Source organism: Haemophilus parainfluenzae, from assembly GCF_014931275.1.
Classification (GTDB): domain Bacteria; phylum Pseudomonadota; class Gammaproteobacteria; order Enterobacterales; family Pasteurellaceae; genus Haemophilus_D.
Genome location: NZ_CP063110.1, coordinates 1,907,312 through 1,934,152, shown reverse-complemented (window position 1 = coordinate 1,934,152; position 26,841 = coordinate 1,907,312). Strand labels below are relative to the sequence as shown.

General features: G+C 39.4%; 26 protein-coding genes and 1 riboswitch. Of the genes, 21 read left to right on the top strand and 5 right to left on the bottom strand.

The window, feature by feature from the left end; genetic code table 11:
* Nucleotides 1–397: 397 nt before the first annotated feature.
* Genes hemH through ydiJ form a run of 3 tightly spaced genes read right to left on the bottom strand, consistent with a single transcriptional unit; the run spans nt 398 to nt 4,872 of the window.
* Nucleotides 398–1,369, bottom strand: a complete 972-nt coding sequence (hemH, locus tag INQ00_RS09290; protein WP_197546873.1) for a ferrochelatase — start codon at nt 1,367–1,369, stop codon at nt 398–400.
* Complete coding sequence (locus tag INQ00_RS09285) at nt 1,366–1,782, bottom strand: hotdog fold thioesterase (RefSeq protein ID WP_197546872.1); 417 nt, start codon at nt 1,780–1,782, stop codon at nt 1,366–1,368. The genes hemH and INQ00_RS09285 overlap by 4 nt, the downstream gene beginning before the upstream one ends.
* 15 nt (nt 1,783–1,797) lie before the next feature.
* Nucleotides 1,798–4,872 (bottom strand): D-2-hydroxyglutarate dehydrogenase YdiJ, encoded by a 3,075-nt coding sequence (gene ydiJ, locus INQ00_RS09280; protein WP_197546871.1) that lies wholly within the window; start codon nt 4,870–4,872, stop codon nt 1,798–1,800.
* A 406-nt stretch (nt 4,873–5,278) separates the two neighbouring features.
* Here ydiJ and ompA point away from each other — a divergent pair, with 406 nt between their 5' ends.
* The 9 genes from ompA to bioB all read left to right on the top strand — a co-directional run bounded on the left by ompA (nt 5,279) and on the right by bioB (nt 13,313).
* Nucleotides 5,279–6,382, top strand: a complete 1,104-nt coding sequence (gene ompA / locus INQ00_RS09275; RefSeq protein ID WP_197546870.1) for a porin OmpA — start codon at nt 5,279–5,281, stop codon at nt 6,380–6,382.
* 101 nt (nt 6,383–6,483) lie between these two features.
* Entirely contained in the window at nt 6,484–7,065 is a 582-nt protein-coding gene (locus INQ00_RS09270) for a LemA family protein (protein ID WP_197546869.1), read from the top strand.
* 9 nt (nt 7,066–7,074) lie between these two features.
* On the top strand, nt 7,075–7,524 hold the full coding sequence (locus tag INQ00_RS09265; RefSeq protein WP_197546868.1) for a TPM domain-containing protein: 450 nt from the start codon (nt 7,075–7,077) through the stop codon (nt 7,522–7,524).
* Nucleotides 7,517–8,317, top strand: coding sequence for a TPM domain-containing protein (locus INQ00_RS09260; RefSeq protein WP_197542246.1), 801 nt, complete (start codon nt 7,517–7,519; stop codon nt 8,315–8,317). The genes INQ00_RS09265 and INQ00_RS09260 overlap by 8 nt, the downstream gene beginning before the upstream one ends.
* Nucleotides 8,318–8,392: 75 nt before the next feature.
* Nucleotides 8,393–8,719 (top strand): Grx4 family monothiol glutaredoxin, encoded by a 327-nt coding sequence (grxD, locus tag INQ00_RS09255; RefSeq protein ID WP_005699458.1) that lies wholly within the window; start codon nt 8,393–8,395, stop codon nt 8,717–8,719.
* Nucleotides 8,720–8,864: 145 nt separating this feature from the next.
* A riboswitch (TPP riboswitch) is annotated at nt 8,865–8,957 on the top strand.
* A gap of 35 nt (nt 8,958–8,992) precedes the next feature.
* Nucleotides 8,993–9,991: a thiamine ABC transporter substrate binding subunit gene (gene thiB / locus INQ00_RS09250; protein ID WP_197542245.1), complete on the top strand. Its 999-nt coding sequence runs from the start codon at nt 8,993–8,995 to the stop codon at nt 9,989–9,991.
* A gap of 5 nt (nt 9,992–9,996) precedes the next feature.
* On the top strand, nt 9,997–11,601 hold the full coding sequence (gene thiP / locus INQ00_RS09245; protein ID WP_197546867.1) for a thiamine/thiamine pyrophosphate ABC transporter permease ThiP: 1,605 nt from the start codon (nt 9,997–9,999) through the stop codon (nt 11,599–11,601).
* On the top strand, nt 11,594–12,223 hold the full coding sequence (gene thiQ / locus INQ00_RS09240; RefSeq protein ID WP_197546866.1) for a thiamine ABC transporter ATP-binding protein: 630 nt from the start codon (nt 11,594–11,596) through the stop codon (nt 12,221–12,223). Before thiP ends, thiQ begins: the two co-directional genes overlap by 8 nt.
* Nucleotides 12,224–12,296: 73 nt before the next feature.
* A complete protein-coding gene (gene bioB, locus INQ00_RS09235; protein WP_102704187.1) occupies nt 12,297–13,313 on the top strand; it encodes a biotin synthase BioB in 1,017 nt (338 codons plus the stop codon).
* A 45-nt stretch (nt 13,314–13,358) separates the two neighbouring features.
* On the opposite strand, the gene suhB is transcribed toward bioB, so the two are convergent.
* A complete protein-coding gene (gene suhB, locus INQ00_RS09230) occupies nt 13,359–14,159 on the bottom strand; it encodes an inositol-1-monophosphatase (protein ID WP_111315483.1) in 801 nt (266 codons plus the stop codon).
* 200 nt (nt 14,160–14,359) lie between these two features.
* On the opposite strand from suhB, the gene INQ00_RS09225 reads away from it, so the two are divergent.
* From INQ00_RS09225 to yfbR, 9 genes are all read left to right on the top strand, one after another.
* Nucleotides 14,360–14,878 carry a prepilin-type cleavage/methylation domain-containing protein gene (locus INQ00_RS09225; protein WP_197542242.1) on the top strand — a complete coding sequence of 173 codons (519 nt, stop codon included), beginning with the start codon at nt 14,360–14,362 and terminating at the stop codon, nt 14,876–14,878.
* Nucleotides 14,875–15,591 (top strand): PulJ/GspJ family protein, encoded by a 717-nt coding sequence (locus tag INQ00_RS09220; protein ID WP_197547530.1) that lies wholly within the window; start codon nt 14,875–14,877, stop codon nt 15,589–15,591. The genes INQ00_RS09225 and INQ00_RS09220 overlap by 4 nt, the downstream gene beginning before the upstream one ends.
* Nucleotides 15,588–16,274 carry a DUF2572 family protein gene (locus tag INQ00_RS09215; RefSeq protein WP_197546865.1) on the top strand — a complete coding sequence of 229 codons (687 nt, stop codon included), beginning with the start codon at nt 15,588–15,590 and terminating at the stop codon, nt 16,272–16,274. Before INQ00_RS09220 ends, INQ00_RS09215 begins: the two co-directional genes overlap by 4 nt.
* A 13-nt stretch (nt 16,275–16,287) precedes the next feature.
* Nucleotides 16,288–16,554 carry a DUF5374 domain-containing protein gene (locus INQ00_RS09210; RefSeq protein ID WP_197547529.1) on the top strand — a complete coding sequence of 89 codons (267 nt, stop codon included), beginning with the start codon at nt 16,288–16,290 and terminating at the stop codon, nt 16,552–16,554.
* A 37-nt stretch (nt 16,555–16,591) separates the two neighbouring features.
* Complete coding sequence (gene recC, locus INQ00_RS09205) at nt 16,592–19,951, top strand: exodeoxyribonuclease V subunit gamma (protein ID WP_197546864.1); 3,360 nt, start codon at nt 16,592–16,594, stop codon at nt 19,949–19,951.
* Nucleotides 19,952–20,028: 77 nt separating this feature from the next.
* Nucleotides 20,029–20,478, top strand: coding sequence for a transcriptional regulator NrdR (gene nrdR, locus INQ00_RS09200; protein ID WP_197546863.1), 450 nt, complete (start codon nt 20,029–20,031; stop codon nt 20,476–20,478).
* A 1-nt stretch (nt 20,479) separates the two neighbouring features.
* Nucleotides 20,480–21,610 carry a bifunctional diaminohydroxyphosphoribosylaminopyrimidine deaminase/5-amino-6-(5-phosphoribosylamino)uracil reductase RibD gene (ribD, locus tag INQ00_RS09195; protein WP_197546862.1) on the top strand — a complete coding sequence of 377 codons (1,131 nt, stop codon included), beginning with the start codon at nt 20,480–20,482 and terminating at the stop codon, nt 21,608–21,610.
* 3 nt (nt 21,611–21,613) lie between these two features.
* Complete coding sequence (degS, locus tag INQ00_RS09190) at nt 21,614–22,636, top strand: outer membrane-stress sensor serine endopeptidase DegS (RefSeq protein WP_054418592.1); 1,023 nt, start codon at nt 21,614–21,616, stop codon at nt 22,634–22,636.
* 6 nt (nt 22,637–22,642) lie between these two features.
* Entirely contained in the window at nt 22,643–23,239 is a 597-nt protein-coding gene (yfbR, locus tag INQ00_RS09185) for a 5'-deoxynucleotidase (protein ID WP_049374037.1), read from the top strand.
* A gap of 51 nt (nt 23,240–23,290) precedes the next feature.
* Here the strand turns inward: yfbR and modE are convergent, their stop codons facing one another.
* Nucleotides 23,291–24,058 (bottom strand): molybdenum-dependent transcriptional regulator ModE, encoded by a 768-nt coding sequence (modE, locus tag INQ00_RS09180; protein WP_197547528.1) that lies wholly within the window; start codon nt 24,056–24,058, stop codon nt 23,291–23,293.
* Between the two features lie 134 nt (nt 24,059–24,192).
* Between modE and modA the strand changes: the two genes are divergently transcribed.
* The 3 genes from modA (at nt 24,193) to modC (ending at nt 26,810) form a co-directional block, all read left to right on the top strand.
* Complete coding sequence (gene modA, locus INQ00_RS09175) at nt 24,193–24,957, top strand: molybdate ABC transporter substrate-binding protein (protein WP_083304568.1); 765 nt, start codon at nt 24,193–24,195, stop codon at nt 24,955–24,957.
* Nucleotides 24,958–25,051: 94 nt separating this feature from the next.
* Nucleotides 25,052–25,768 (top strand): molybdate ABC transporter permease subunit, encoded by a 717-nt coding sequence (gene modB, locus INQ00_RS09170; protein WP_258172058.1) that lies wholly within the window; start codon nt 25,052–25,054, stop codon nt 25,766–25,768.
* Complete coding sequence (gene modC, locus INQ00_RS09165; RefSeq protein ID WP_197546861.1) at nt 25,755–26,810, top strand: molybdenum ABC transporter ATP-binding protein ModC; 1,056 nt, start codon at nt 25,755–25,757, stop codon at nt 26,808–26,810. Before modB ends, modC begins: the two co-directional genes overlap by 14 nt.
* Nucleotides 26,811–26,841 lie beyond the last annotated feature (31 nt).

Below are 26,841 nucleotides of genomic sequence, written 5' to 3'. Positions count from 1 at the left end.
ATTAGAAAAGAATCTTAAAAGGCGAATCGAAAGGTTCGCCTTTTTGTTTATTTTTTTAAATCTCCCCAACCCCTCTTTACGAAAGAGGGGCTTTTTTATGATGTTGCTTTTAGTGGTTTTATTGGGAATGTATTTGAGAGGGTTAAGAACGGCGAACGTTTATGGGCTATTAAGCTCCCCCCTCTTTCGCAAAGAGGGGGCTAGGGGGAGATTTAACTACTGCAACTTATTTAAAATTAATCTCCCCAACCCCTCTTTACAAAAGAGGGGCTTTTTTTATGATATTGCTTTTAGTGATTTTATTAGGAATATATTTGAGAGAGTTAAGAACGGAGAACGTTTATGGGGCTATTAAGCTCCCCCTCTTTCGTAAAGAGGGGGCTGGGGGGAGATTTAATTATTTCAACTTATCCAAAACCAATTTCCCCATCATTTCAATATGTGCTTTTTCAGCATTCAATGCGGGGATATAGTGATAAGAGACACCGCCATGATTTAAGAATGTTTCTTTATTTTCAACCTCAATTTCTTCTAAGGTTTCTAAGCAATCCACCGAAAAACCTGGGCAAATTACCGCGATTTTTTGAATCCCTTGAGAAGCGGCTTCTTCTAAAAAGTGATCTGTATAAGGTTGTAACCATTCTTCTCGGCCAAAACGAGATTGGAAGGTCATATTCCATTGGTTTTCTGTGAGACCTAATTTATCCACAATGGCAATCGTGGTTTGTTTACAATGCTGACGATAATAATCGCCCATATTCTCATAACGTAATGGAATACCATGATAAGAAAAGAGCAAAAACTCATCTGGTTTTAACCGCATTTTGATGGAGTCTACCAACGCATTAATGTAGTTTTCATCAAGATGATAAGAATGAATAAACTCAAAAGGCACAATATTGCGTTCTTGTGCAATGGCACGATTAAACGCATCGATTAATGCGCCTGTTGTCGTGCTCGAATATTGTGGATAAAGCGGCAACACAATCATGCGTTCTACATCATTTTTAAGTAAATTTTTGACCGCACTTTGCATAGAAGGATTGCCGTAAGTCATGGCAATTTCGACTTGTGCATTGATACCTTGTTCAGTCAAATAAGCTTGTAAACCTGCTTGTTGTTGCGTGGTAATCGCAAGCAGGGGAGAGCCTTGTTCAGTCCAAATAGATTGATAATTTCGTGCAATGCGTTTAGAACGCATAGGTAAAATAATGGCTTTTAAAAGGGGATACCATTTCCAACGCGGCAAATCGACCACGCGAGGATCCATTAAAAATTCCCACAAATAACGAGAGATCGCCGCGGGTTGAGGGGCATCTGGCGTACCAAGATTCGCTAAAATGATGCCGATTTTTTTTGTTGTATTCATAAATGTTTGATAGAAAGCGTTAATCGAGAAACGCAACAGAGTTTATCTTGTTCATCGCGAATGTCAATTTGCCAAACATGGGTATTTTGACTTAAAGCAATTGGTGTTGCCTTTGCGGTAACAAAACCTTTTTTCACTGGGCGCAGATGATTGGCGTTGATATCTAATCCCAAGGCAACTTGGCCTTCTTCTATACAGAGAAATCCAGCCAATGAACCAATGGTTTCAGCCAACGCGACAGAGATGCCACCATGTAATAAACCAAAAGGTTGAGTGGTGCGATGATCAACGGGCATTTTTGCCTCAATCCAGTTTTCACCATAAGCTGAGATCTCAATACCTAAATGCCCAACAGCACAATGTTTCCCCATTTCATTAAGCTGCTCAAGGGTAAAGTGTTTTTTCCAAATCATATATTCTTCCTAGGTCTAATTTAAAATCTCAAGCAATGCTTGAACAGGGTGTTTTAAGATGGCTTTTTCATATCGCTTCACTTGGCTACGACAGGAATAGCCGGTTGCGAGACAATGATTCGGATCTTTACCTTGTAATTTTTTGCCCCATGATACGTCATAAATGTCTTTTGACATGGTTTGATTTTGAACCTCATGACCAAATACGCCCGCCATACCACAACAGCCGACTTTCTCAACGTTCAAGGTTTGTCCAAATTGCGCAAAAATATACTGCCATTCTTTTGGGCTGTTTGGCATAAAGGTGGATTCAGTACAATGAGGGAATAAATGCCACTCAAAAGTGCGGTCAGATTTTGCGATATTTTTCACCGCACTTTGTAATGTGTTACAGTCTAACTGATTGGTCAGCCATTCATGCGCTGTGAGTACATGGAAATCACCGCGAGAATCACCTAATGCTTCTTTATATTCATCACGATAAGAAAGCACAATAGCTGGATCTACGCCGACTAAAGGTACATTTAATTTGGCGACACGATTTAAAAATTCCGCTTGTGTTTTCGCGGTTTTACTAAAGCGAGCTAAAAAACCTTTAATATGCATGGCTTTGCCATTCGGTTTAAAAGGCAGAAGGATTGGATTGAATCCTAATTTTTGCGTGAGAGCCACGAAATCCCGTACTACTTTGGCATCGTAATAAGAGGTGTAAGGATCTTGTACGATAAAGAGCATATTGGCTTTTTCGGCGGTGCTAAGAGCTTCCAATTCTTCTAATTTTTTGCCTTGATAACCAATTTCCACTAATTGTTGTTGAAGGTTTGGCTCTGAAAGGAGAGGCAAATCTGTCATGCCAAGCGTTTTTTCAACCACGCTTTGAGTAACTTTCAGTTTGGTAAAATAATTGAATAATGCCGGTTGTTTTGCCATATAAGGTGCAGCAACTTCTAAATTCGCCACAAGATGATCTTTGGCTGGGTGCAAATAACGACTGTGGTAGAAATGGAAAAATTTCGCACGGAAACTTGGTACGTCAATTTTAATCGGGCATTGGCTTGCACAGGCTTTACAAGCCAGACAAGTATCCATTGCTGCTTTTACTTCATGTGAGAAGTCATATTCACCACGCCATTTTTGCACGCTATTGCGAAAACGTTCCACAAGTGCGGTCAGTTTTACTTGCGTTTTATGAAAATCTAATTGATCAGGCGATACGTTTTCATTCGCCATCAATCGCAGCCACTCACGCACCATAGCGGCTCGTCCTTTTGGCGAGAATACGCGATTTTTACTCACTTTCATGGAAGGGCACATAATGCTGTGCTCATCAAAGTTAAAGCAAAGCCCGTTACCGTTACAGTTCATCGCACCTTTGAATTCATCTCGCATTTGAATTGGGATTTGGCGATCATTGTCAGCACGCATTGGCGAGAGAATCGAATAGAGTTCAGCATTGCTATTAAGTGGCGTACAGATTTTACCTGGATTCAGACGATTGTTTGGATCAAATAAAAATTTCACATAACGTAATTCTTGCCAAAGTTCAGGTGTAAAGAATTTCTCGCCATAATGAGAACGTACACCTTTACCGTGTTCACCCCATAGCAAACCGCCGTATTTCACCGTGAGTTCAGCTACTTCATCTGAAATTAGTTTAAAGAGTTTGACTTGTTCTTTATCACATAGGTCTAAAGCGGGGCGAACGTGCAATACGCCAGCATCAACATGGCCAAACATCCCATATTGCAGATTGTGACTATCTAATAAGGCTCTAAATTCTGCAATGTAATCCGCAAGGTGTTCAGGTGGTACACAGGTATCTTCTACAAAAGGAATCGGTTTGGCTGCGCCTTTCGCATTACCTAATAGCCCCACCGCTTTTTTACGCATGGCGTAAATACGTTCAATAGAAGGCAAGTCAGAACAAAGTTGATAGCCGATAATATGATCTTTGCCTTGTGCAATTTTTTCATCTAATTGCTGACAAAGTGCGGTCACTTGGCTGTCTATTTTAGCTTGATTGTTGCCCGCATATTCAACAATGTTTAAACCAAGAATTGGATTTTGTTCTTCTTCTGTTAAAAGTTCTTTCACTGAATGCCAAATAATATCTTGCTTAGCAAGGTTCAGCACTTTGGAATCGACGGTTTCAACTGAAAGGGCATTGGCTTTCACCATAAAAGGTGCATTGCGAAGTGCGGCATCAAATGAGCTGTACTTCACATTAATTAAGGTGCGATATTTAGGAATAGGCAATAAATTGAGTTTAGCTTCGCAGATAAACGCAAGTGAACCTTCTGACCCCGTTAAAATTCGGGTGAGATTAAATTCACTTTCATCGTTATTAAAGACATTCTTAAGATCGTAACCAGTGAGAAAGCGATTGAGTTGGGGTAAATCTTGAATGATTGAGGCGCGCTTCTCTTTACAACGTTGGAAAATCGTTTGATGTAGCGTTTTTCCATTTTCTGCAAGTGGGTAGTTTTCTAAAACATCGTCGGATTTGACCGCACTTGTATCTAATATTTCACCATTCATTAAAACTGAACGTAATGCTAAAACGTGGTCGGAGGTTTTACCGTATTGTAATGAACCTTGACCGGAAGCATCGGTATTAATCATGCCACCTAGTGTAGCTCGATTACTGGTGGAGAGTTCTGGTGCAAAGAATAAACCGTGAGGTTTTAAAAATTGGTTTAGTTGGTCTTTTACTACACCTGCTTGAACGCGAACCCAACGTTCTTCTATATTAAGCTCTAAAATGCCTGTCATGTGGCGAGAGAGATCCACAATAATATTATTATTAATAGATTGCCCATTTGTGCCCGTGCCGCCACCGCGAGGTGTAAAGGTTAAGTGAAGGTATTTCTCTTTATTGGCTAATTTGGCGATGCGTACCACATCGGCAACAGATTTAGGGAATAAAATAGCCTGTGGAAGTTGTTGATAAACGCTGTTATCCGTAGCGAGACTTAAACGGTCGGCATAATTTGAGGCAATATCACCTTCAAAATGCTGTTTTTGGAGTTCGCTAAGATAATCACTTACCACATTATTAAGTTGTGGCACATTAGAAAGACGGGGCAACATAAAATCACTCACACATAAATATAAATAGAGAAGAAAGTGAATTTGATGATATATGAAGCTCAAAAAAAAGTCGATTTGAACAAAAGATATTTTTTGTTAGAATAGAAAACGGGTTAAAAATTAACCCGTTTTTTGTGAATGAACGTTCATTTTAGGGGTTGTTTGTCTATAAAATAATCAAAAAGGGCAAAAAAGGTTTGATCTTTGATGTTTTTATAGGATAATAACCATACTTTTGAACGTTCCTTTGGCTATGGCAAAGGAATTGAATTTGTCAAAAGGATAAGTTAGGGCAAATTCAAAACCCTAGTTAAGCAATGTTTAGAGTGTTTCTTTTTTATAAAGTTCACAATAAACAAGGAAACTTTTCTTAATTAATAACGATGACTAAATAGAGGACATCAAAATGAAAAAAACTGCAATCGCATTAGTCGTTGCTGGTTTAGCAGCAGCTTCAGTAGCTCAAGCAGCTCCACAAGAAAACACTTTCTATGCAGGTGTTAAAGCTGGTCAAGCATCTTTCCACGATGGTATCAAAGCTAACACTGATGCTACTAACCCTCGTAGCTTAGATTTCGGTACTGGTTACAACCGTAACTCTGTTACTTACGGTGTATTTGGTGGTTACCAAGTATTAAACCGTGATAACTTAGGTTTAGCAGTAGAGTTAGGTTACGATGATTTCGGTCGTGTTAAATTCAAAGATGCTGGTAAAGTAGTATTCAAACACACTAACCACGGTGCTCACTTAAGCTTAAAAGGTAGCTATGGTCTTGGTGGTTTAACTTCTGCTTTAGAAGGTTTAGACTTCTACGGTCGTGCTGGTGCAGCTTTAGTTCGTTCTGACTATAAATTCTACGATGAAACTACTGGTGCTCGTGAGCACGCATATGGTCGTCACAGCTTACGCGTTTCTCCAGTGTTCGCTGCTGGTTTCGAATATGCATTACCTTCATTACCAGAGTTAGCATTACGTCTTGAATATCAATGGTTAGCTCGCGTGGGTAAATTACGTACTCAAACAGGTCCAAATAGCTCAGTAGACTACAACCCATGGATCGGTTCTATCAACGCTGGTTTATCTTACCGTTTCGGTCAAGGTGCTGCTCCAGTTGTTGCTCCTGAAGTTGTAAGCAAAACTTTCAACTTAAGCTCTGATGTAACTTTCGCTTTCGGTAAAGCTAACTTAAAACCACAAGCTAAAGCAACTTTAGACGGTATCTATGGTGAAATCGCTCAAATCAACAACGCTAACGTAGCAGTTGCTGGTTATACAGACCGTATCGGTAAAGATGCACCAAACGTGAAATTATCACAACGTCGTGCAGACTCTGTAGCTAACTACTTAGTAGCTAAAGGTGTTCCAGCTCAAAGCATCTCTGCAGTTGGTCACGGTAAAGCTAACCCAGTTACAGGTTCTACTTGTGACGCGGTTAAAGGTCGTAAAGCGCTTATCGCTTGTTTAGCACCAGACCGTCGTGTTGAAATCGCAGTTAACGGTACTAAATAATTTTATTTAGTTATCCATTAACGGATTAACATTAGAAGACCTAAACTTCGGTTTAGGTCTTTTCTTATATAAATTAAACCTATAATTGAAGGAATTTTTGAATGAAAAAGTGGATTATCTTGATTATTATCGCCGTTGCTGCAGGTTTTGGCTTAATGTCTAGCTACAATGGCTTAGTAAAAGCAGAAACTGAAATTGATTCTGTTTGGGCTAATGTTGAATCATCTTATCAACGTCGTGCTGATTTAATTCCAAACTTAGTGAATACTGTAAAAGGTCAAGCTAATTTTGAACAGCAAACATTAACCAATGTAATTGAGGCTCGCGCAAAAGCAAGTCAAACTAAAATCGATCCGTCTAATTTAACGGAAGAACAATTAAACGAATTCCAACAAAACCAAAATCAAGTAGGTTCAGCATTATCTCGTTTACTTGTTACTGTAGAACAATACCCACAATTAAAAGCGAATGAAGGTTTTATGAACTTACAAGCGCAACTTGAAGGTACAGAAAACCGTATCAATGTCGCTCGTAATAAATTTAATGAAGCTGCACGTATTTATAATGAAAAAGTACGTCAATTCCCAACTAAATTAGCGGCAATGATTTTTGGTTTTAAAGCTAAACCTTACTTTAAATCAGCTACTGGCGCTGAAAACGCACCAACTGTAAACTTTAACTAAGGTTTATCTATGCCATTCTTTTCCAGAATTCCGGTAGATAAAAAGCAAATCGAGGCGGCGATTAGTCGCCTCGAAAGCTTAAGTTCGGCTGAGTTACGTGTTTATATTGAACGCAAAGTACCAAAGGCTTCAGCACAACTGTCTGCAATGGAACGTGCTTTAGAAGTGTTTGATGAACTGGAAATGCATAAAACAGCGGCACAAAATGCCGTGTTGATTTATGTGGGATATAAAAATCATCTCTGTGCAATCGTAGGTGATAAAGGTATTCATCAATTTGTTGATGTGGCTTATTGGCAGTTACAATGCGATTTAATGATTGAGCAGTTTAAACAAAAAGCTTATACACAAGGCATTGTCGATGCGATTGATCGTATCAGTGATATTTTATCTCGCCATTTCCCTATTCAGTCTGATGATGTGAATGAATTATCTAATGAGGTAATTATTAATGGCTAAGCTTTTATCTTTTATGAAAAGTGCGGTTGTTTTTAGCCTTGTTTTTTTTGCTCAAATGGTTGTTGCGGCAGAATTTCCGCCTACACCAAATCCTTTCCATTACATAAACGATTACACCAACACACTTTCATCAGAACATAAGCAAATTTTAGAAAATAAACTGATTGCTTATAGTAAAGAAACGAGTTCACAAATCGCTGTTGTTTTGGTTCCGACAACCGGTGAATATGAAATTGCTGATTATACCTTTGCTTTAGGTGATAAATGGGGTATAGGACGTAAAAATCTGAACAATGGCGTGTTGATGTTGATTGCGAAAAATGATCGCAAAGTCTTTATTGCAACTGGACAAGGTTTAGAAGGCGTACTGCCGGATGCTTTTTTATCGCAAGTCATCCGTTCGGCCATTTTGCCACAATTTAAACAAGGTCAATATGCCCAAGGTATTAATGACGGCTTAAACCAAATTATTGCGGCAAGTAAAGGCGAGTTTGATGCAGCACAAGTTGAAGAAGATGCGTTCGATAAGTACATCCCATTCTTAATGGTATTGGCGTTTATTGCTATTGTATTATTTGGTGAATTCCAATATCACAAAGATGAAGTATATATTAGCCCGAATCAACGTGACCAACTGAATAAAATCATTCGTCAAAGTACGATTTCTCGTCGCCGTGGTGGCGGTTCTGGTTTCGGAGGCGGATTTGGTGGAGGCTTTGGGGGCGGTGGTTCTTCCGGTGGTGGCTTTGGTGGCGGTGGCTTTGGCGGCGGCGGAGCCGGTGGAAGTTGGTAAGACCAAGTCTTTCACTCAGGTTCTATCTTATGCTAGAATAGCGCCCTATTCATACTTATTTGAACAAGGAACATTATGGAAACGTTAGACAAAATCAAAAAACAAATTGCAGAAAACCCAATTTTAATTTACATGAAAGGTTCACCAAAATTACCTTCTTGTGGTTTCTCTGCGCGTGCATCTGAAGCATTAATGAATTGCAAAGTGCCTTTCGGCTATGTTGATATTCTTCAACACCCAGATATTCGTGCTGAATTGCCGGCTTATGCAAACTGGCCAACTTTCCCACAATTATGGGTAGAAGGTGAGTTAATTGGTGGTTGTGATATTATTTTAGAAATGTATCAAGCTGGCGAACTTCAAACTTTATTAAGCGAAGTAGCGGCTAAACATCAAGCTTAATTGACGATAGATTACCAAGATAAACCTGCTTTTTAGCAGGTTTTCTTTTGCTCAAAAAATGATAAACCTGTTATAAAAATGTGATCAGATTAACATTTTTAAGTTAAATAACTTGTTGATAAAATTTCCTTACGTTAGACTACACCGCACTTAGTCGGGGTGCCAATATTAATGGCTGAGAAACACCCGTGAACCTGAAACAGATAATGCTGGCGTAGGAAACTAATTATCTCATTATGCTGTTTCGTTATGCAAAAATAAGGAGAACGCATAATGAACAAAACGCTTCCCATTTTAACCGCACTTTTCACCTTTTCCGCTTTCGCACAAGCTGCACCTCAAACATTAGATGTTTATACTTATGATTCATTTAGTGCTGATTGGAGTGCTGGACCAAAAGTAAAAGCAGCTTTTGAACAACAATTCCCGCAATGTAAGCTGAATTATGTGGCTTTTGACAATAATGGCACTTTGTTTAACCGTGTTCGTCTAGAAGGTAAAAAAATTAAGGCGGATGTGGTGCTCGGTTTAGATAGTTATCAAATTGAGGATGCACAAAAACTCAATATTTTTGAGCCAAATAAAGTGAATTTAAGCCAGTTACGTTTGCCGATTAAATGGGAAAATAATACGTTCTTACCATTCGATTATGCACAATACGCGTTTATTTATGATAAAAATAAACTGACTAATCCACCAAAGAGTTTAAAAGAATTAGTTGAGCGTCAAGATCTTAAAGTGTTATATCAAGATCCGCGTACAAGCAGTATTGGACGAGGCTTATTGCTTTGGATGAATGCAGTGTATCCAGAAGCAGATGTCGCAAATGCCTGGAAAACCCTTTCTAAACATACTGTCACGGTCACCAAAGGTTGGACTGAATCTTATGGGGCCTTCTTAAAAGGTGAAGGTGATGTGGTTTTAAGCGTCAATACTTCGCCGATTTACCATATTCTTTCTGAACAAAAAGACAATTATGTGGCAACGGAATTTGCAGAGGGTAGTGTATTACAAGTTGAAGTCGCGGCAAAAGTCGCTAACCGCAATAATGCCTGTGCTGATGAATTTTTAGGATTCTTACTTTCACCGCAAGCTCAAGCGGATATTGCTAAAAATAATGTGATGTTACCCGTGGTAGAGACCAATATCGAAAGTCATATTGATGCGCTTAATTCTCGCGCAAAATCAATGCGTATTTTAGATACCACAACGGTAACAAGTGAGCAGCTGAAAGGCTGGATCAATCAATGGCAAAAAGCCTTATCTAAGTAGTATTAATGAGCTTATTGCAACATCCGCATTTTCGTCCTCGCCATTATTTGGGTGGAAGTGCGGTCATTTTTTTCATTGTTTTACTCTATGGATTTTCACTTTCTGCTGTTTTTTCAGTTGGAAGTGATTATGCCTTATCTGATTTCTTAAAAGACGATTATTTGCATCAAGTTATCGCCTTTAGTTTCGGTCAGGCATTATTATCTGCCTTGCTTTCTAGCATAATTGGTATGTTATTTGCGCGTGCTTTTTTCTATTTAGATTTCAAAGGCAAATCGCTCATTTTACGCATTTTTTCCCTCACGTTTGTTTTGCCGGCATTACTGGCTATTTTCGGTTTGATTGGTATTTATGGCACAGCCGGTTGGCTAACACAACTGCTGCAAACCTTAGATATTTCGTGGAAACCCTCCATTTATGGTTTAAGTGGCATTCTCATTGCCCATTTATTTTTTAATATTCCTTTAGCGGCAAGAATGAGTTTGCAGGCTTTGCAAAGTGTACCAACCGAACAGCATCAACTTGCGGCACAATTGAATATCAAAGGTTTCACATTTTTCCGCTTAATTGAATGGCCTTATTTGAAAAGCCAAATCGTGTCTGCCTTTGTGCTGATTTTTATGTTGTGTTTCACCAGTTTTACGATTGTCTTGGCACTTGGTGGCGGGCCACAAAATAGCACACTAGAAGTCGCCATTTACCAAGCCATTTTCTTTGAATTTGATTTACCCAAAGCGGCACTTTTTGCGTTAGTGCAATTTGCGTTTTGTTTTGCGTTATTTTCGCTTTCACAATATTGGGCAAAAGCACCCGAAACCCAGATTTCGCAACGTTATCGATGGGTTTTGCCGTCTTCAAGTGCGGTCAAATTTGGACATGTTTTTGTCTTATTCTCGGTGTGCTTATTTATTTTAAGTCCCTTATTCAATATCGTTTTCCAAGGTTTATCTGCAACTCAATTATTTGGCTATTGGCAAAACCCACAATTATGGAAGGCACTTGCTTATTCATTAACCATGGCACCGACAGCCGGGATTTTATCGGTATTATTTGGATTCTTCTTATTGTTACTTTCCCGTCAACTGCAATGGTTATATCACCCTAAATTAGCCCACTTAATTTTAACGGGGGGAATGATGATTTTAGCCATTCCGACGATTGTCTTAGCTGTTGGCTTATTCCTTTGGTTACAAGATATTGATTTTTCAGCAGGGCATTTGTTTGTGGTGGTATCTGTTTGTAACGCCTTGGCTGCCTTGCCATTTGTGATCAAAATTCTTAATACACCAATGAATCAATCGATGCAATATTATGAAAAACTCTGTTTATCGCTGAATATTACAGGTTGGCAGCGTTTTCGTTTAATTGAATATCCGCTACTAAAAGCACCGTTGAAATATGCCTTAGCGCTCGCAACGACTTTATCACTCGGTGATTTTACAGCGATAGCCTTATTTGGTAGTCCTGATTTTACTTCGTTGCCTCATTTGCTTTATCAACAAATCGGACAATATCGAAGCCAAGAAGCGGCGGTGACGGCATTGATTTTATTGGGTTTATGTTTAGGTTTATTTATGTTTATTGAAGGGCAGAAGGAACAACATGATTAAATTAGATAATGTGGTCTTCAATTATCAATCCATGCCGATGGTATTTGATTTACATATTCAAGCCCAGGAAAAAATCGCCATCATTGGTGAAAGTGGCGCAGGAAAAAGTACCTTGCTGAATTTAATTGCCGGCTTTGAATATGCTGATAGTGGCGAGATTTGGCTAAATGGTGAAAATCATACCAAAACAGCACCTTTTGAGCGTCCTGTTTCCATGCTATTTCAGGAAAACAATCTCTTTACTCATCTTTCTGTAGAAGAGAATATTGCCTTAGGTTTAAAACCGAATTTAGCCTTAAATGCAGAAGAAAAAGCCCTTGTAGAACAAGCTGCAAGTGCGGTCAATTTACAGGATTTTTTAACGAGAAAACCGACCGCACTTTCAGGTGGACAAAAACAGCGAGTAGCGTTAGCGCGCTGTTTGCTACGAGATAAACCCATTTTATTATTGGATGAGCCTTTTTCAGCTCTTGATCCTAAATTACGCATTGAAATGCAGGATTTAATGGATCAATTATGTGAAGAGAAAAAACTCACCATGTTACTGGTGACGCATCAACCCAAAGAAATTGAACGGCATATTGATCGAGTGATTGAAATTCATCAAGGAAAAGTGATCTGATCTCTTTTTATCATATTGCAGAGTAATATGCTCAACTTAATCAAAGCGACATAGCTTAAACGAGGAAAATATAATGACCACAACAAATGTAGTACAGCTTTCATCTATTACACCCCATCCATCAGTAGAGTATTGGTCTGTTTGTAAAGTAGAAGCGTTGTTTGAAACACCTTTTTTAGAATTAGTCTATCGTGCGGCTCAAGTGCATCGAGAGCATTTCAACCCTGGCGCGATACAGTTATCGACGTTGATGTCGATTAAAACGGGTGGCTGTCCAGAGGATTGTGGTTATTGCCCACAATCAGCACGTTATCAAACAGGCGTACAAAATCAGCAGATCTTGGATATTGATGAAATTGTCGAAAAGGCCAAAATTGCAAAAGCTCGTGGAGCAGGACGTTTTTGTATGGGCGCAGCATGGCGTGGTCCTAAGCCTAAAGATATGGAAAAAGTGACGGCGATTATTCGTGCGGTAAAAGATATTGGCTTAGAAACTTGCGGGACCTTTGGGTTGCTGCAAGATGGTATGGCAGAAGAGTTAAAAGATGCGGGATTGGATTATTACAACCACAATCTTGATACCGCACCAGAGAATTACCACAATGTCATTGGTACACGCCGTTTTGATGATCGTTTAAGCACATTAGGAAAAGTGCGTCGTGTCGGTTTGAAAGTTTGCTGTGGCGGTATTGTGGGCATGAACGAAACCCGTAAAGAGCGAGCTGGTCTCATTGCAAGTTTGGCAAATCTTGATCCGCAGCCAGAGTCAGTGCCAATTAACCAATTAGTGAAAGTAGAAGGCACACCAATGGCAGATGCAGCTGATTTAGATTGGACAGAGTTTGTTCGCACTATTGCCGTTGCGCGTATTACCATGCCGAAAAGTTATGTTCGTCTTTCTGCAGGTCGTCAAGGCATGAGTGAAGAAATGCAAGCCATGTGCTTTATGGCGGGAGCGAATTCCATTTTCTATGGTGATAAATTGTTAGTGACAGGTAATCCAGAAGAAGATGGCGATCAGCTGCTCATGGCTAAATTAGATCTTGAGCCGGAAACGGAAGAAAATAGAAAACCACTCGACAGAAATTAGTCATAAAAAAAGTGCGGTGAAATCTACCGCACTTTTTATTGAGTCTTACTTCACTTGTTCAGTTAGGCAAGGCTGAATTTTATTTAGCATTTCTTTTAAAATACGCGCTGGAGCAGCCACGATGTTGCCTGAGCGTAAATAGCCATGACCCGCATTGAAATCACACACTAAACCGCCAGCTTCACGCACGATTAAATCACCCGCTGCGCAATCCCAAGGTTTTAAGCCCATTTCGAAATAACCGTCAACGCGACCTGAAGCCACATAGCAAAGGTCTAATGCGGCAGAACCCGTACGACGGAAATCTGCTGCTTCATCAATTAAGTTATTCATGATAGCAAATTGAGTTGGCATCAAGCTTGGTTGTTTGAATGGGAAACCGGTGGCTAAAATCGCCCCGTTAAGTTCATTTAGGCTATCGACACGTAAACGCACTTCATTTAATTTTGCGCCTTCACCACGCACAGCAGTGAATAATTCATTACGAATAGGATCGTAAACCACACCCACTTCGGTACGGTTTTTTACACGGATAGCAATAGATACAGAGAAATGTGGCAAACCTTTTACAAAGTTGGTTGTGCCATCTAGTGGATCAATTACCCATTGGATATCGCTGTCTTTACCTTCTAATGCACCACGCTCTTCACTGATAATTGTATGATCAGGATAAGATTTTTGAATGATTTCAATGATCTCAGCTTCAGCGGCTTTATCGACGCTGGTCACATAATCATTAATACCTTTTTTACTTGTTTGGATGTCATCACGGCGCTCATAGTTTTTAGCAATCACGTTGCCCGCTTTTCGTGCCGCACGAATAGCGATATTTAACATTGGATTCATATTTCCACCAGATTTTAAAGAACAGATAAATAGGTCGCCTATTATAAGGGAGTTTTAGTAAATAGCCAGTTGAAAATGTTTAATTCACGGTTTTTCCCGTTTTTTAAAGGAAATTTGCGATCAGTATCGCAAAAATAGAGTAGCTAATTTGGCTTTCTTCTAAAGGAATTTTAAAGTGCGGTCAAAAAAGAAGGCATTTTATGTATAAAGGGATAACCTTATTAGAAACCTTGATTGTATTATTTATTTTAAGCTTAACATTAGCGTTTGCATTGCCTAAATGGCAGAAAAATGATCCCAAATATTTTCTCGAAAAAGAGCAACAACGGCTTTATTTTTTCTTACGTAATATTCAAGCGAGGGCGGAAAACTCATCGGCGATTTGGTTTATTTTGGCCAATCGAGATTCAGCAAATCAACGTTGGTGTATCACAGCCCAAGTAAAAAGCGATCATTTTTGTGATTGTTTTCATCCCCATAATTGTCCTAAAAACCTTTATGCGCATTTTTACTATCCTTATTTTGAAGGCAAAACGATGCTAATTGGCCCTAAACTATATCCGTCAGAAGTGGCGGTGAAATTTAATGGGGCCAGAAATACCATGGAAACAAATTGTTTTATGTTACAGGCTGAAGAGCATCGAACATTGTTCTCTTTTTTCAATGTTGGCAGTATTAAATTAAAGTCTGATCAGGCAGCGAGTGCATGTACAAGATGAAACCATTAAAAGGCGAAACATTGGTGAGCTTATTGATTTCACTCGGCTTATCCGCTTTATTATTGTTATTGGTTGCTCAATTTTATGCCCAAACTCAGCAGCAAAATCAGCGTTTAATGTTACAACTCAAATTACAAGCTGAATTACAACGCACAATTCAACTCATCGGGAAAGATCTGCGCCGCGTAGGCTTTCGAGCCGCAAACCAAAAACTCATCGAAGATAATCTCGCTTTATTTGAATTAGACGAAAAGGGCACAGCAATAACCATTGCTCAAGCAGACAATGCGCCATTAAATAGTTGTGTCTTGTTTTTTTATGATTTGAATAGTAATGGCTGTATTGGTGAAAAATACACAAAAAATACCTGCGTAAATGGCATTAAAAATGTGGCAAAAAATATCGAAAAGGAGCTATTTGGTTACAAACTTAACGGGAATATGATCGAAACCAAACAAACCTATAAAAATGCGGTAAATGCAGATTGTCGCTCAGCAGAGTGTCAGCGTGCTTTAACGCAATCTACTTGTAACGCGGGTGGTGGATGGACAGATTTATTGGATGAAAAAGAGTTTGATATTTCTCAATTACGTTTTGATTGGTTAAAGGCAGGGAAAGGGATTGAAATCAAACTCGCGGGAAATCTTACAACACATAAGCATATTCAATATGAAACTTCGCTTGTGGTGCCTTTATTAAATCAAGAAGAATGATCATGAAAAAAGGGATGGTGACATTGGCGGCGCTAATTTTACTTTCGGGATTATTGGCATTGATCTTATTATTTGATGAACAGATCTTTGCATTTTTTCGATCTCAAATGAGTCAGCGAAAATATTATGTAGAACAAAGTCTTCCTTTACAGAAAATCAGTCAGCAGCAACAAACGCACATTTGCCAAAACTTGCCTTTAAATAGTTCTGAAAAAGTGAAACAGGTCTTTTTCGAGTCTTCAGGGGAAGAGGATAAAGTCGCCTATTCTGTTTGGTGTAAACGCGCTGAGTTATTTAAGAAATCACCCACAAAAGGCATTAATGAAAATATGCTGCGAGATTTTATTTCCAGCGAAAAACAAGCTGATTTTCAACCGCACTTTGTGAAAGTAGATACTACTTTAATTGCTCAAAAAACACCGCAAGTGTATTGGGTAACGCAAAGCCAATTAGAAATTAAAGGGAATGTAAGTGCTATTCTGCTAGTAGAAGGAGATTTAACTTTAACAGGCAAAGGACGAATTAGTGGTGCGGTGATTACAGGTGGTTCACTTAAGTTAGAGGAGGGCGTGACGGTGGCTTACGGTAAAGCCGTGGTAACAAAACTCGTACAAGAATATAGCCAATGGCGTTTGGTGGATAAAAGTTGGAGTGATTTAAGTGCGCAAGATCAAAGTGAATAAAGGCATGTCGTTAATGTCACTTTTATTAGCCTTATCGATTTTCAGTGGGTTATTTTTGATCTTTAACCGATGGACGAGCGAGCAACGGAAAAGTGCGGTCAGGATTTTTCAAGAATTTCAGGCGATTCAAATTGCTGAGAATCAGGCTCAACGTCAGTTTTTAGGCTTGTCTTGTGAAAATAGCGTACAACAAAATGGCATTCAATTTGCAATTCAATGTAATTATCATCAAGTGAATATACGCTATCCTCAAGGTGAATTTTTATTGAAAACCGAGTAAAATAACGCATTGTTTTTGCTTTCAAAAGGGCGTTACTTTGTTCGTTACTTATTATTCAAACCAACCAGAAATTCAAAAGGATATTTTAGTTTTGCTGTTGGAAAATTTACCGCAAGATGATCCGTTTCAATCTGACATTGTGTTGGTGCAAAGTCCAGGTATGGCACAATGGTTACAAATGGAAATTGCTAAAAAACGCGGCGTTGCAGCGAATTTTCAATTCCCCATGCCTTCCAGTTTTATTTGGAAACTTTACGCCGATAATTTGCCGAATGTTTCCACGCAAAACCCTTTTGAAAAAGATTCAACGTTATGGCGATTAATGCGATTAATCCCAACCTTTTTACAGCACAAAGAATTTGAACCATTAAAAAAATATTTAGCGTCCTCGCCAGCATCAGAACAGCAAAAACTTTATCAATTAAGCCTAAAAGTTGCTGATTTATTTGACCAATATCTCGTCTATCGTCCCGAATGGATTGCCGCATGGGAAGAAAATAACGATGAAAAGATCTTGGCTCAAATTAATCAGCAAAAGCAGGGGCTTTCGGCGTTAAATCCTACCTTTCTTTCTCAAATTAAAGGCAATATTCACTGGCAGGGAATTTTATGGCGAGCCTTGGTGGATGATATCCAACGTGATTTTGGTGGAAAAGCAAAACATCGTGCTGCCCTCAATCAACAATTTTTAGCATTATGTCGTGATCCCAATGCGACACTCAACTTACCAGAACGTATTTTTATTTTTGGTATTCCAGCATTACCAACGGTTTATCTCAATATTTTCCAAGGTATTTCAGCTAAAACAGACGTGCATTTATTCTTTAATAATCCATGTCAAGAGTACTGGGGCGATTTGCGAGATCTGAGTAAATCCTATTTATTAGAAAGACAGCGTTTCGTGCAAGAAAGTAATGATGTGAAGCCTTTAATTTCAGCCGAGCAAGTGTCATGGAAACCTGCTAACCTTGATTACACTAATCAACAAGAAGAATTGTTCAGCGGGAATCCGCTTTTAGCCTCTTGGGGAAAAATGGGACGGGATTTTCTCTACCAATTAGTGCGTGATGAGGAGAGTATTCAAGCTATTTCCCGTGATTACTATGCAGAACTTCCCGAAAAAACGTTGTTAGGGCAGATCCAAAATCAAATTTTGACGTTAAGTCATGGTGCATTAAATGTAGCGAAAAATGACCGCTCTTTGGTCGTGAAATCTTGCCATAGCGCAATGCGAGAAGTTGAAGTGCTGCATGATTATTTGTTGGATTTATTCAATCAAAATCAGCATAAGCCAAAAGAAGAACAGATTACACCAAAAGATGTGGTGGTCATGGTGGCCGATGTTAACCAATATACGCCTTATATTCAGGCTGTCTTTGGTGCAAATAGTGCGGATGCCCCCGTTATTCCATTCTCAATTTCTGACAGTAAATTGTCTGAAAGTGATGTGATCGTGTCGAGCTATCTTTCTCTGTTAAATTTAAGAGAAAGTCAGTTTGGCGCGGAAGAAGTACTGGCTTTATTGGATATTCCGGCTATCCGTGAACGTTTTAATATTGCCCTTGCAGATCTCGAGCAAATCCGTGAATGGGTGAAAGAGTCGGGTATTCGCTTTGGTTTAGAAAAATTGCAGAATACACTGAATTTTAACGCATGGCAGGCGGGACTTGAACGTATGACCTTAGGTTATGCGATGCGTGAAGAACAAGGCGTTTGGCAAGACAGTCTTGGACTTGATAGTAGCTATGGATTGAAAGGGCAGTTAGTCGGTGCGGTGAATCAATTTTTTACTGCCTTAAATAAATGGCATCAAGATTTGCAAAAGGCACACAATATTGAAAAATGGCGTGAAAAATTGACCGCACTTTTGACTGATTTCTTTGTGCAAAATGAAGAAACTGCGGATACTTTGTTTTATATTCAAGATTGTATCAATGCCTTTGCCGATGATTTGCAGACCGTCAATTTTGAAGAAACTTTGCAAGCGGATGTCATTGCGGAAGTGATGTCTGCTCGTTTAGAAGAAACACCAAACAGCCTTCGTTTCTTAGCGGGGAAAGTGAATTTCTGCACACTTTTACCAATGCGTTCCATTCCTTTTAAAGTGGTGTGTCTGCTCGGAATGAATGAGGCGGATTACCCACGCAGTCATACACCAAATAGTTTTGACTTAATGCAATATCATCATCAAAAAGGCGATCGTGTTCGTCGAGATGATGATCGTTACTTATTCCTTGAAGCCTTACTGGCCGCAAGATCCCATTTTTATGTGAGTTATGTGGGCTCTTCAATTATTGATAATCAACCTAAAGAACCTTCAGTATTGGTGAGTCAGTTAATTGATTATATTAATCATTATTCAGAAAATGGCTTAAGGATTGAACAACATCCAATGACGGCGTTTAGTCCAAGTAATTTCCAAAATGAAGGGAAAATTAACCGCTCTTTTGCAAAAAAATGGCTGCCGATTGCGCAATTCCAAGAAAGAAAATGTCATGAATTTGTTGTGCCGATGGGCGAAAATCAAGAGCCAATAACGGAAATTGAACTCGATCGTTTTGTGAGTTTTGTTGAAAATCCAGTGAAATTCTTTTTTGAAAAGCAGCTTGGCGTGTATTTCCGAGATGAAGATGATCGCATTGAAGAAAGTGAAAACTTCACGTTAAATGGTTTGGATCATTATCGCATTAGTAATGAGTTATTGCATTTAGAGGAAGCGCAATTTAACGATTATTTTGCCAAACAGCGAGTAAAAGGCATCATGCCACGCGGCGAGTTTGCGGAGGTTTGTGAACAAGATATTCGTGCTGATGTATTGGCTTTTAAAGAGAAAATTAAGGATTATTCTTCACCACACAGTGAGAGTGTCGATTTTGTGGTGGAAACGGCACAAGGCAATATTCGCTTATTTGGTTATATGGAGCCATTATTTGGTGATGAAAATCAGATAATCGAATGGCGATTTGCAAAATATAAAGAGCGTTATCGTATTCGCCCATGGCTTTATTATCTCATTCAACTGGCGACAAAAGAGAATTCACTGCCACCACGCATTATCGCTAAAGATAAGGATTTAACATTAAAAACAATAGAAAAATCAACCGCACTTGAGAAACTGAAAATGTATGTTGAGGCTTATTTACAGAGCCAACAACAAATTCAGCTCATTCCAACAGAAAATATAGCGAAGTTTATTGAAAAAGATGAAAGTGCGGTCAATTTTGACAATGTTTTAACGAATATTGAATCCCTTGCGAAAGATGATAACTATGGTTATAGAAAAGCCGATCCTTATTGGGCAAGGGTGTTAGGGCAAACAGAACAATTTAAATCGCAGGAAGGTATTTCACAGTTGGTGAAACAAACCACATCTTGGTTTGGAGAAATGTTGTCTTAACGCGGATCTTCAGATCGAAAAGATCCTGGATTTTTGATAAGATACTGACTTAAGAATCATTTTGAAAAGGAGCTAAAATGCGTTGTCCGTTTTGTTCAACTGAAGAAACTAAGGTGATTGACAGCCGTTTGGTTTCTGATGGGTATCAAGTGCGTCGTCGTCGAGAATGCGGGAATTGTCATGAACGCTTTACCACCTTTGAAACAGCCGAATTAGCGGTGCCAAAAATTATTAAAAATGATGGGTCACGCGAGCCGTTTAATGAAGATAAATTGCGTAGCGGTATTCAACATGCGTTAGAAAAACGCCCTGTAAGTTCGGATGATGTGGAAAAAGCCATCAGCCATATTATTATCCAATTACGTGCGACAGGTGAGCGCGAAGTGCCAAGTCATCTCGTGGGCAAATTAGCCATGAATGAGCTGAAAGAATTAGATAAAGTGGCGTATATCCGTTTTGCGTCCGTTTACCTGAGCTTTGATAATATCAATGAATTCACCAAAGAAATTGAAAGCTTAAAGGATTAGTATGAGTGATACCTTTTCCCCTGATGACGTGAAATTTATGCAACAGGCTCTTGAGCTTGCGGCAAAAGGGCAGTACACCACTACGCCTAATCCATCCGTAGGATGTGTGTTGGTTAAAAATGGTGAAATTGTCGGGAAAGGGTTTCATTTTAAAGCTGGTCAGCCTCATGCAGAACGAGTGGCGTTGGCAGATGCCGGTGAGAAAGCGAAAGGCGCAACTGCTTATGTGACGCTTGAACCTTGTTCTCATTATGGACGCACACCGCCTTGTGCATTAGGTTTAATTGAAGCGGGTGTCAGTCGAGTTGTCGCAGCCATGGCCGATCCTAATCCTCAAGTGGCGGGCAAGGGCTTAAAAATGTTAGCCGATGCAGGCATACCAAGTGCGGTCAATTTATTGAACGAACAAGCAGAAGCTTTAAATAAAGGTTTTCTTAAACGTATGAGAATCGGTAAGCCTTATGTGCAGCTAAAACTAGCCATGAGTTTAGACGGCCGAACAGCTATGGCGAGCGGTGAAAGCAAGTGGATCACGGGTGAAGCCGCTCGTGCAGATGTACAAAAAATGCGAGCCAAAGCGACCGCACTTTTATCTACAAGTGCTACCGTGTTAGCCGATGATCCAAGCTTGAACGTGCGTTGGAATCAATTCCCCGATGCTCTAAAAGCGGAATATGCTGAAGATACTGTGCGTCAGCCTATTCGCATAATCTTAGATTCTCAAAATCGAGTTCAACCAAACCATCAATTATTCCATACCCATTCGCCAGTTTGGCTTGTGGGTTCAATTCCACGGGATATGTCTGTATTCCCTGATTTCTGTGAGCAAATGTTACTACCAGAAAACTATGATTTTGATCTATTGATGACAGAATTAGGCAAGAGACAAGTGAATTCTGTTTGGGTTGAAGCCGGCGCCAATTTAGCGGGAAGCCTGATTGAACAACATGCTGTAGATGAATTAATTATTTATGTCGCCCCAAAACTCTTGGGAGATAACGCTCGAGGATTATGCCAACTTCCGCATTTGGAAAAACTTGCTGATGCCCCATTGTGGCAACTGCAAGAATGTGAAAGAATTGGGGATGATTTAAAGCTCAGTTATTTACCTAACTTATTAATAAAAGAATAAAAAATGTTTAAAAAACTTTTCCACTCCGCCCTTTGGGGGCTTGCTGCGGCAGGTGTTATTTTATTTGCCGTTCCTAAGCTCAATAACAGCAGCCTTTTTTCTGCTGATGATATCGTTTCGTTTAATAGTGCCGTGAGAATTGCTTCTCCAGCCGTCGTGAACGTGTATAACCGATCTTTTTCTTCTGCCAGCATTAATGATAGCGATCAATTACAGGTAAATAACTTAGGTTCTGGCGTGATTATGACCAAAGACGGTTATATTCTCACCAATAAACACGTTATTCAAAATGCCGATCAAATTGTGGTGGCATTGCAAAACGGCAATATTTATGAAGCGAATTTAATCGGTTCGGATAATTTGACAGATCTTGCGGTATTAAAAATCAAAGCAACCAATCTTTCTACCATTCCACAAAATAAAGAACGCCAAGTACGAGTTGGTGATATTGCACTGGCTATTGGTAACCCGTATAACCTCGGTCAAAGTGTTTCTCAAGGGATTATCAGTGCGGTAGGGCGTAGTGCCGTAGGGGATTCTTTAGGTCGTCAAAACTTTATTCAAACAGATGCATCAATTAACCGCGGTAACTCTGGTGGTGCGTTGATTAACTCAGCTGGCGAATTAGTAGGGATCAGCACGTTAAGTATTGGTAAAACAGCCAATGAAATTGCAGAAGGTCTGAATTTTGCGATTCCAATCAGCATTGCCAATGATGTGTTATATAAAATTATTCGCGATGGACGCGTGATTCGTGGTTATTTTGGGGTACAAAGTGAAATCACCGCTAATTCAAATGGTGGTATCGTGATTACAGGCGTGACCGCCAATAGCCCTGCAGCGAAAGCGGGCATCCAAGTAGGTGATGTGATTTTACGTTTAAATAAACAAGATAACCTGTCTATTCGTGAAATGATGCAAATTATCAGTGATACTAAACCGAATACTGAAGTCATCGTTACCATTTCTCGCTTAGGTAAAGTGATTGATCTCCCTGTGATTATTGAAGAGTTCCCGTCTAATTAAGGATATATTGTGGAAGTTAAAACCAGTCACTTTTTTGCCTGTTTAGATCGTCTTCGTTTAATTCAGCGTTGGTCATTGATGCGCAATATTGAAAAGGAAAACTTAGCAGAGCATAGTCTGCAAGTTGCCTTTGTGGCACAAGCCTTAGCCATTATTAAAAATCAATTTTTTGGTGGGGAAGTGAATCCTGAGCGTATTGCGGTAATGGCGATGTATCATGATACCTCTGAAATCTTTACTGGTGATTTGCCGACCCCAATTAAGTATTTCAATTCTGAAATCACCCATGCTTATAAAGATATTGAAGCGGCTGCAGAATTGCATTTAATTAGTTTGCTCCCGACTGAATTACAAGAGAGTTTTGCACCATATTTAGATAGTGAGCAATTTAGCCCAGAAGAAAAGCATCTAGTAAAACAAGCGGATTTGATTTGTGCTTATATCAAGGCTCAATTTGAATTAGAGCATGGTAACCATGAATTTAAAACCGCCAAAAAACGCTTAGAAAATCTAATGGAACAATGGCACAGTCAAGAAATGGATTATTTTTTACAGGTCTTTTTGCCGAGTTTTGGACGCTCGATTGATGAGATTGCGTTATAAACGAAAATAAAAAAGTGCGGTGAATTTTGACCGCACTTTTTGTTTCTGAGGTTATTTCAATGTGGCCAAAATAATCTGTTCTGGATCCACGTGTAACCACACCTCTTGTCCCACTTTCCAACCATCTTTGCTATGAATACTGGCACAAAATTCAGTTGAGCTGTCCTTTAATTGCACAATGGCTTCTTCGTTTTCCATTGAAAGAATAGTCGCTTGGAAAAGGTTATTTTTTTCTTCTAATGGGGTAGCACTAATTTTCACCCAAGGGGCTTTAAACATGACCATTACTTCTTTTTCAGTAATGAGTCTGAGACGCTCAGCACTGCGCATTGTGATCGAAACGTGTAATGGGTGAGCTAAATCCAGAATATTTACTGCAACAATGCAGCGAGAGTCCACAATATGTTGACTTGCAACCTTACCAAAAAATTGATTGCGTGCGCTACTTTGTAAGGAGAATTTTGCCGTTGCTGAAAGGAGACTGTTTAGCGGGATCGTCTCATCTTGCAGAATATGAAAGGCGTGCTCTTGCGTTTGTTCGAGCAAATCATAAAGCTGCAGTAAACGCTCGGCATAAGTGGTTAATGAGGTACCGCCCCCATTTTTCCCACCGATATTACGTTCTAAAAGCGGTTTTGGGCTGATTTTATTCATTGCCTCAAGGTGATCCCAAGCACTTTTGTAGCTTACTTTGGCGTTTTTGGCTGCTTGGTTGATTGAGCCACATTCTTTAATTTCTTTTAAGAGGCGAACACGTTTTGGATCAATAAATAATTCTTGATGAAGTTTGATCGTCAGTAAAATTTCAGTTTGTTTCATCATCTCCTCCTAATACACAATTCTGTTTATTTTACTTGATCTTTAAGTTTTTCTGTATGCTTATTTAAAAATTCACGTTATAATTTATTCGCAGTATATTTTTTTATATATAGTTTCATTTATATAGGAGATAAATAATGAAATTAACTAAATTTGCAACCGCACTTTTAATTGCAGGGATGGGGGTATCTTTTGCTGCATCAGCAAAAGTGACTGTGTTTGCTGCCGCTTCAATGACTGATGCGTTACAACAAATTGCAGATCAATACCAAACTGAAAAGCCAAATAATACCGTCGTTTTCTCTTTTGCTTCTTCTTCTACCCTTGCAAAACAAGTTGAAGAAGGTGCACCAGCAGACTTATTTATTTCAGCTAGCAACAAATGGATGAAATATTTATCAGATAAGAATCTTACTGTTAAAGAGACTGAGAAAGTCATAGCTGGCAACGAATTAGTGTTAATTGCACCAGCCAAAAGTGCCACTAATTCAGTAGATATTGCAAAAGGTGAATGGATCAAAGGTTTAAAAGACAGCTATTTATCTGTGGGTGATCCTGCGCATGTTCCTGCAGGACAATATGCTGAAGAGTCATTAACCAAATTAAATTTATGGGATCAAGTTAAAGATAAGTTAGCGCGTGCGAAAGATGTGCGTGGTGCGTTAGCCTTAGTTGAACGCGCTGAAGCCCCTTATGGTATCGTGTATAGCACTGATGCAAAAGTGAGTAAAGACGTGAAAGCAGTAGGTGTATTCCCGAAAGATAGTTATAAACCGGTTGAATATCCCGTTGCGATTTTAAAAGATCATGACAATGCGGATACCCGTGATTTCCTTAATTACTTAGAATCGAGTGCAGCGAAAAAAATATTTGTTGAATATGGTTTCTCTGTGAAATAATGAGCTCAGACTTTATAAAGAAAGGACAGGAAACTGTCCTTTTTGTTATCTCTAAAGAAATTTCGTCATATCGATATATACACAAGGAAATATTTTGCTCTCTTGGTTTCAATTAAGCCCGATGGAATGGGATGCGATTCACTTAAGCATGAGTGTCGCATTGAGTTCTATGCTTTGGAGTTTGCCTTTTGCGATTTTTATCGCTTGGTTACTGGCTCGTAAGGAATTCTACGGTAAGTCACTGATTACAGGGATTATTCATCTACCTTTGGTGTTACCGCCAGTGGTAATCGGCTATTTATTATTAGTCGCCATGGGGCGTAACGGTTTTATTGGCAAGTATTTATATCAATGGTTTGGTGTATCCTTTGGCTTTAGTTGGAAGGGAGCGGTATTAGCTTCAGCGGTGGTGGCATTTCCATTGGTTGTGCGGGCGATTCGTCTTTCCTTAGAAAGCATTGACTTTAAATTAGAGCAAGCCGCACAAACGCTTGGCGCTTCGCCTTGGCGAGTCTTTTTTACAATTACATTACCTCTTTCTCTTCCAGGTGTATTGGCGGGTTTAGTATTAGGTTTTGCTCGGTCTTTAGGGGAATTTGGTGCAACCATTACCTTCGTTTCCAATATTGCGGGGGAGACCCAAACCATTCCTTTAGCGATGTATTCATTTATCCAAACACCTGGCGCAGAAGCACAAACTGCACGCCTTTGCTTGTTTGCGGTGATTCTTTCATTAATTTCTTTATTGCTTTCCGAAGCCTTAAGTAAACGGATGCAGAAAAAATTGGGGCAGGGCGATGCTACACATTAATGTACAACAACAATTAGGTCGTCTGACCTTACGTGCGGATCTGCAACTGCCAACTCAAGGTGTGACGGCTATTTTTGGTTTGTCAGGTTCGGGTAAAACCTCATTGATTAATTTGGTGAGTGGTTTAACTCATCCTGATCAGGGATTTATTCGTTTAAATGACCGCACTTTGGTGGATGTAGAGAACGGTGAGAATCTCCCCGTGCATCAGCGCAAAATTGGTTACGTATTCCAAGATGCCCGTTTATTTCCGCATTACAACGTCAAAGGCAATTTACGTTATGGCATGAAGCATGTCAGCCGTGAAGACTTTGACTATATCGTTCAGCTACTTGGTATTGAACCGTTACTCAAACGCTATCCGCTTACTTTATCGGGTGGCGAAAAACAACGTGTAGCGATTGGGCGAGCCTTATTAACAGATCCTGATATTTTGTTAATGGATGAACCGCTTTCAGCTTTAGATGTGCCTCGCAAACGTGAGCTTATGCAATATCTGGAAAGTCTATCTAAAGAAATTAATGTGCCGATTTTATATGTGACGCACAGTTTGGACGAATTATTACGTTTGGCCGATCGCGTTGTGCTGATGGAAAACGGCAAAGTGAAAGCCTATGACTCCTTAGAAAATGTGTGGAACAGTCCGTTATTTGTCCCTTGGAAAGGCGAATCGGAACAGAGTAGTGTATTGGCGTTGCCAGTATATTTACATAATCCAACCTATAAAATGACCGCACTTTCTTTGGGCGAACAACAGCTTTGGATTAATGAAGTACATCATCAAGCGAATGAAAAAGTACGCGTCTGTATTTATAGTTCCGATGTGTCACTTACTCTCAGCAAGCCAGAGCAAACGAGCATTCGTAATATCTTACGTGGGCAAATTGTCCAAATCATTCCGCAAGAGAATCGCATTGACATTGCGGTGTTGGTAGAAGGGCATAAAGTTTGGGCAAGTATCAGTAAATGGGCGTTTAATGAATTGCATTTTGCTCAAGGCATGGATGTTTATGTGCAAATAAAAGCGATTTCTGTCGTGTAAAGTCATTACTTATAAAATAAAAGTGCGGTCA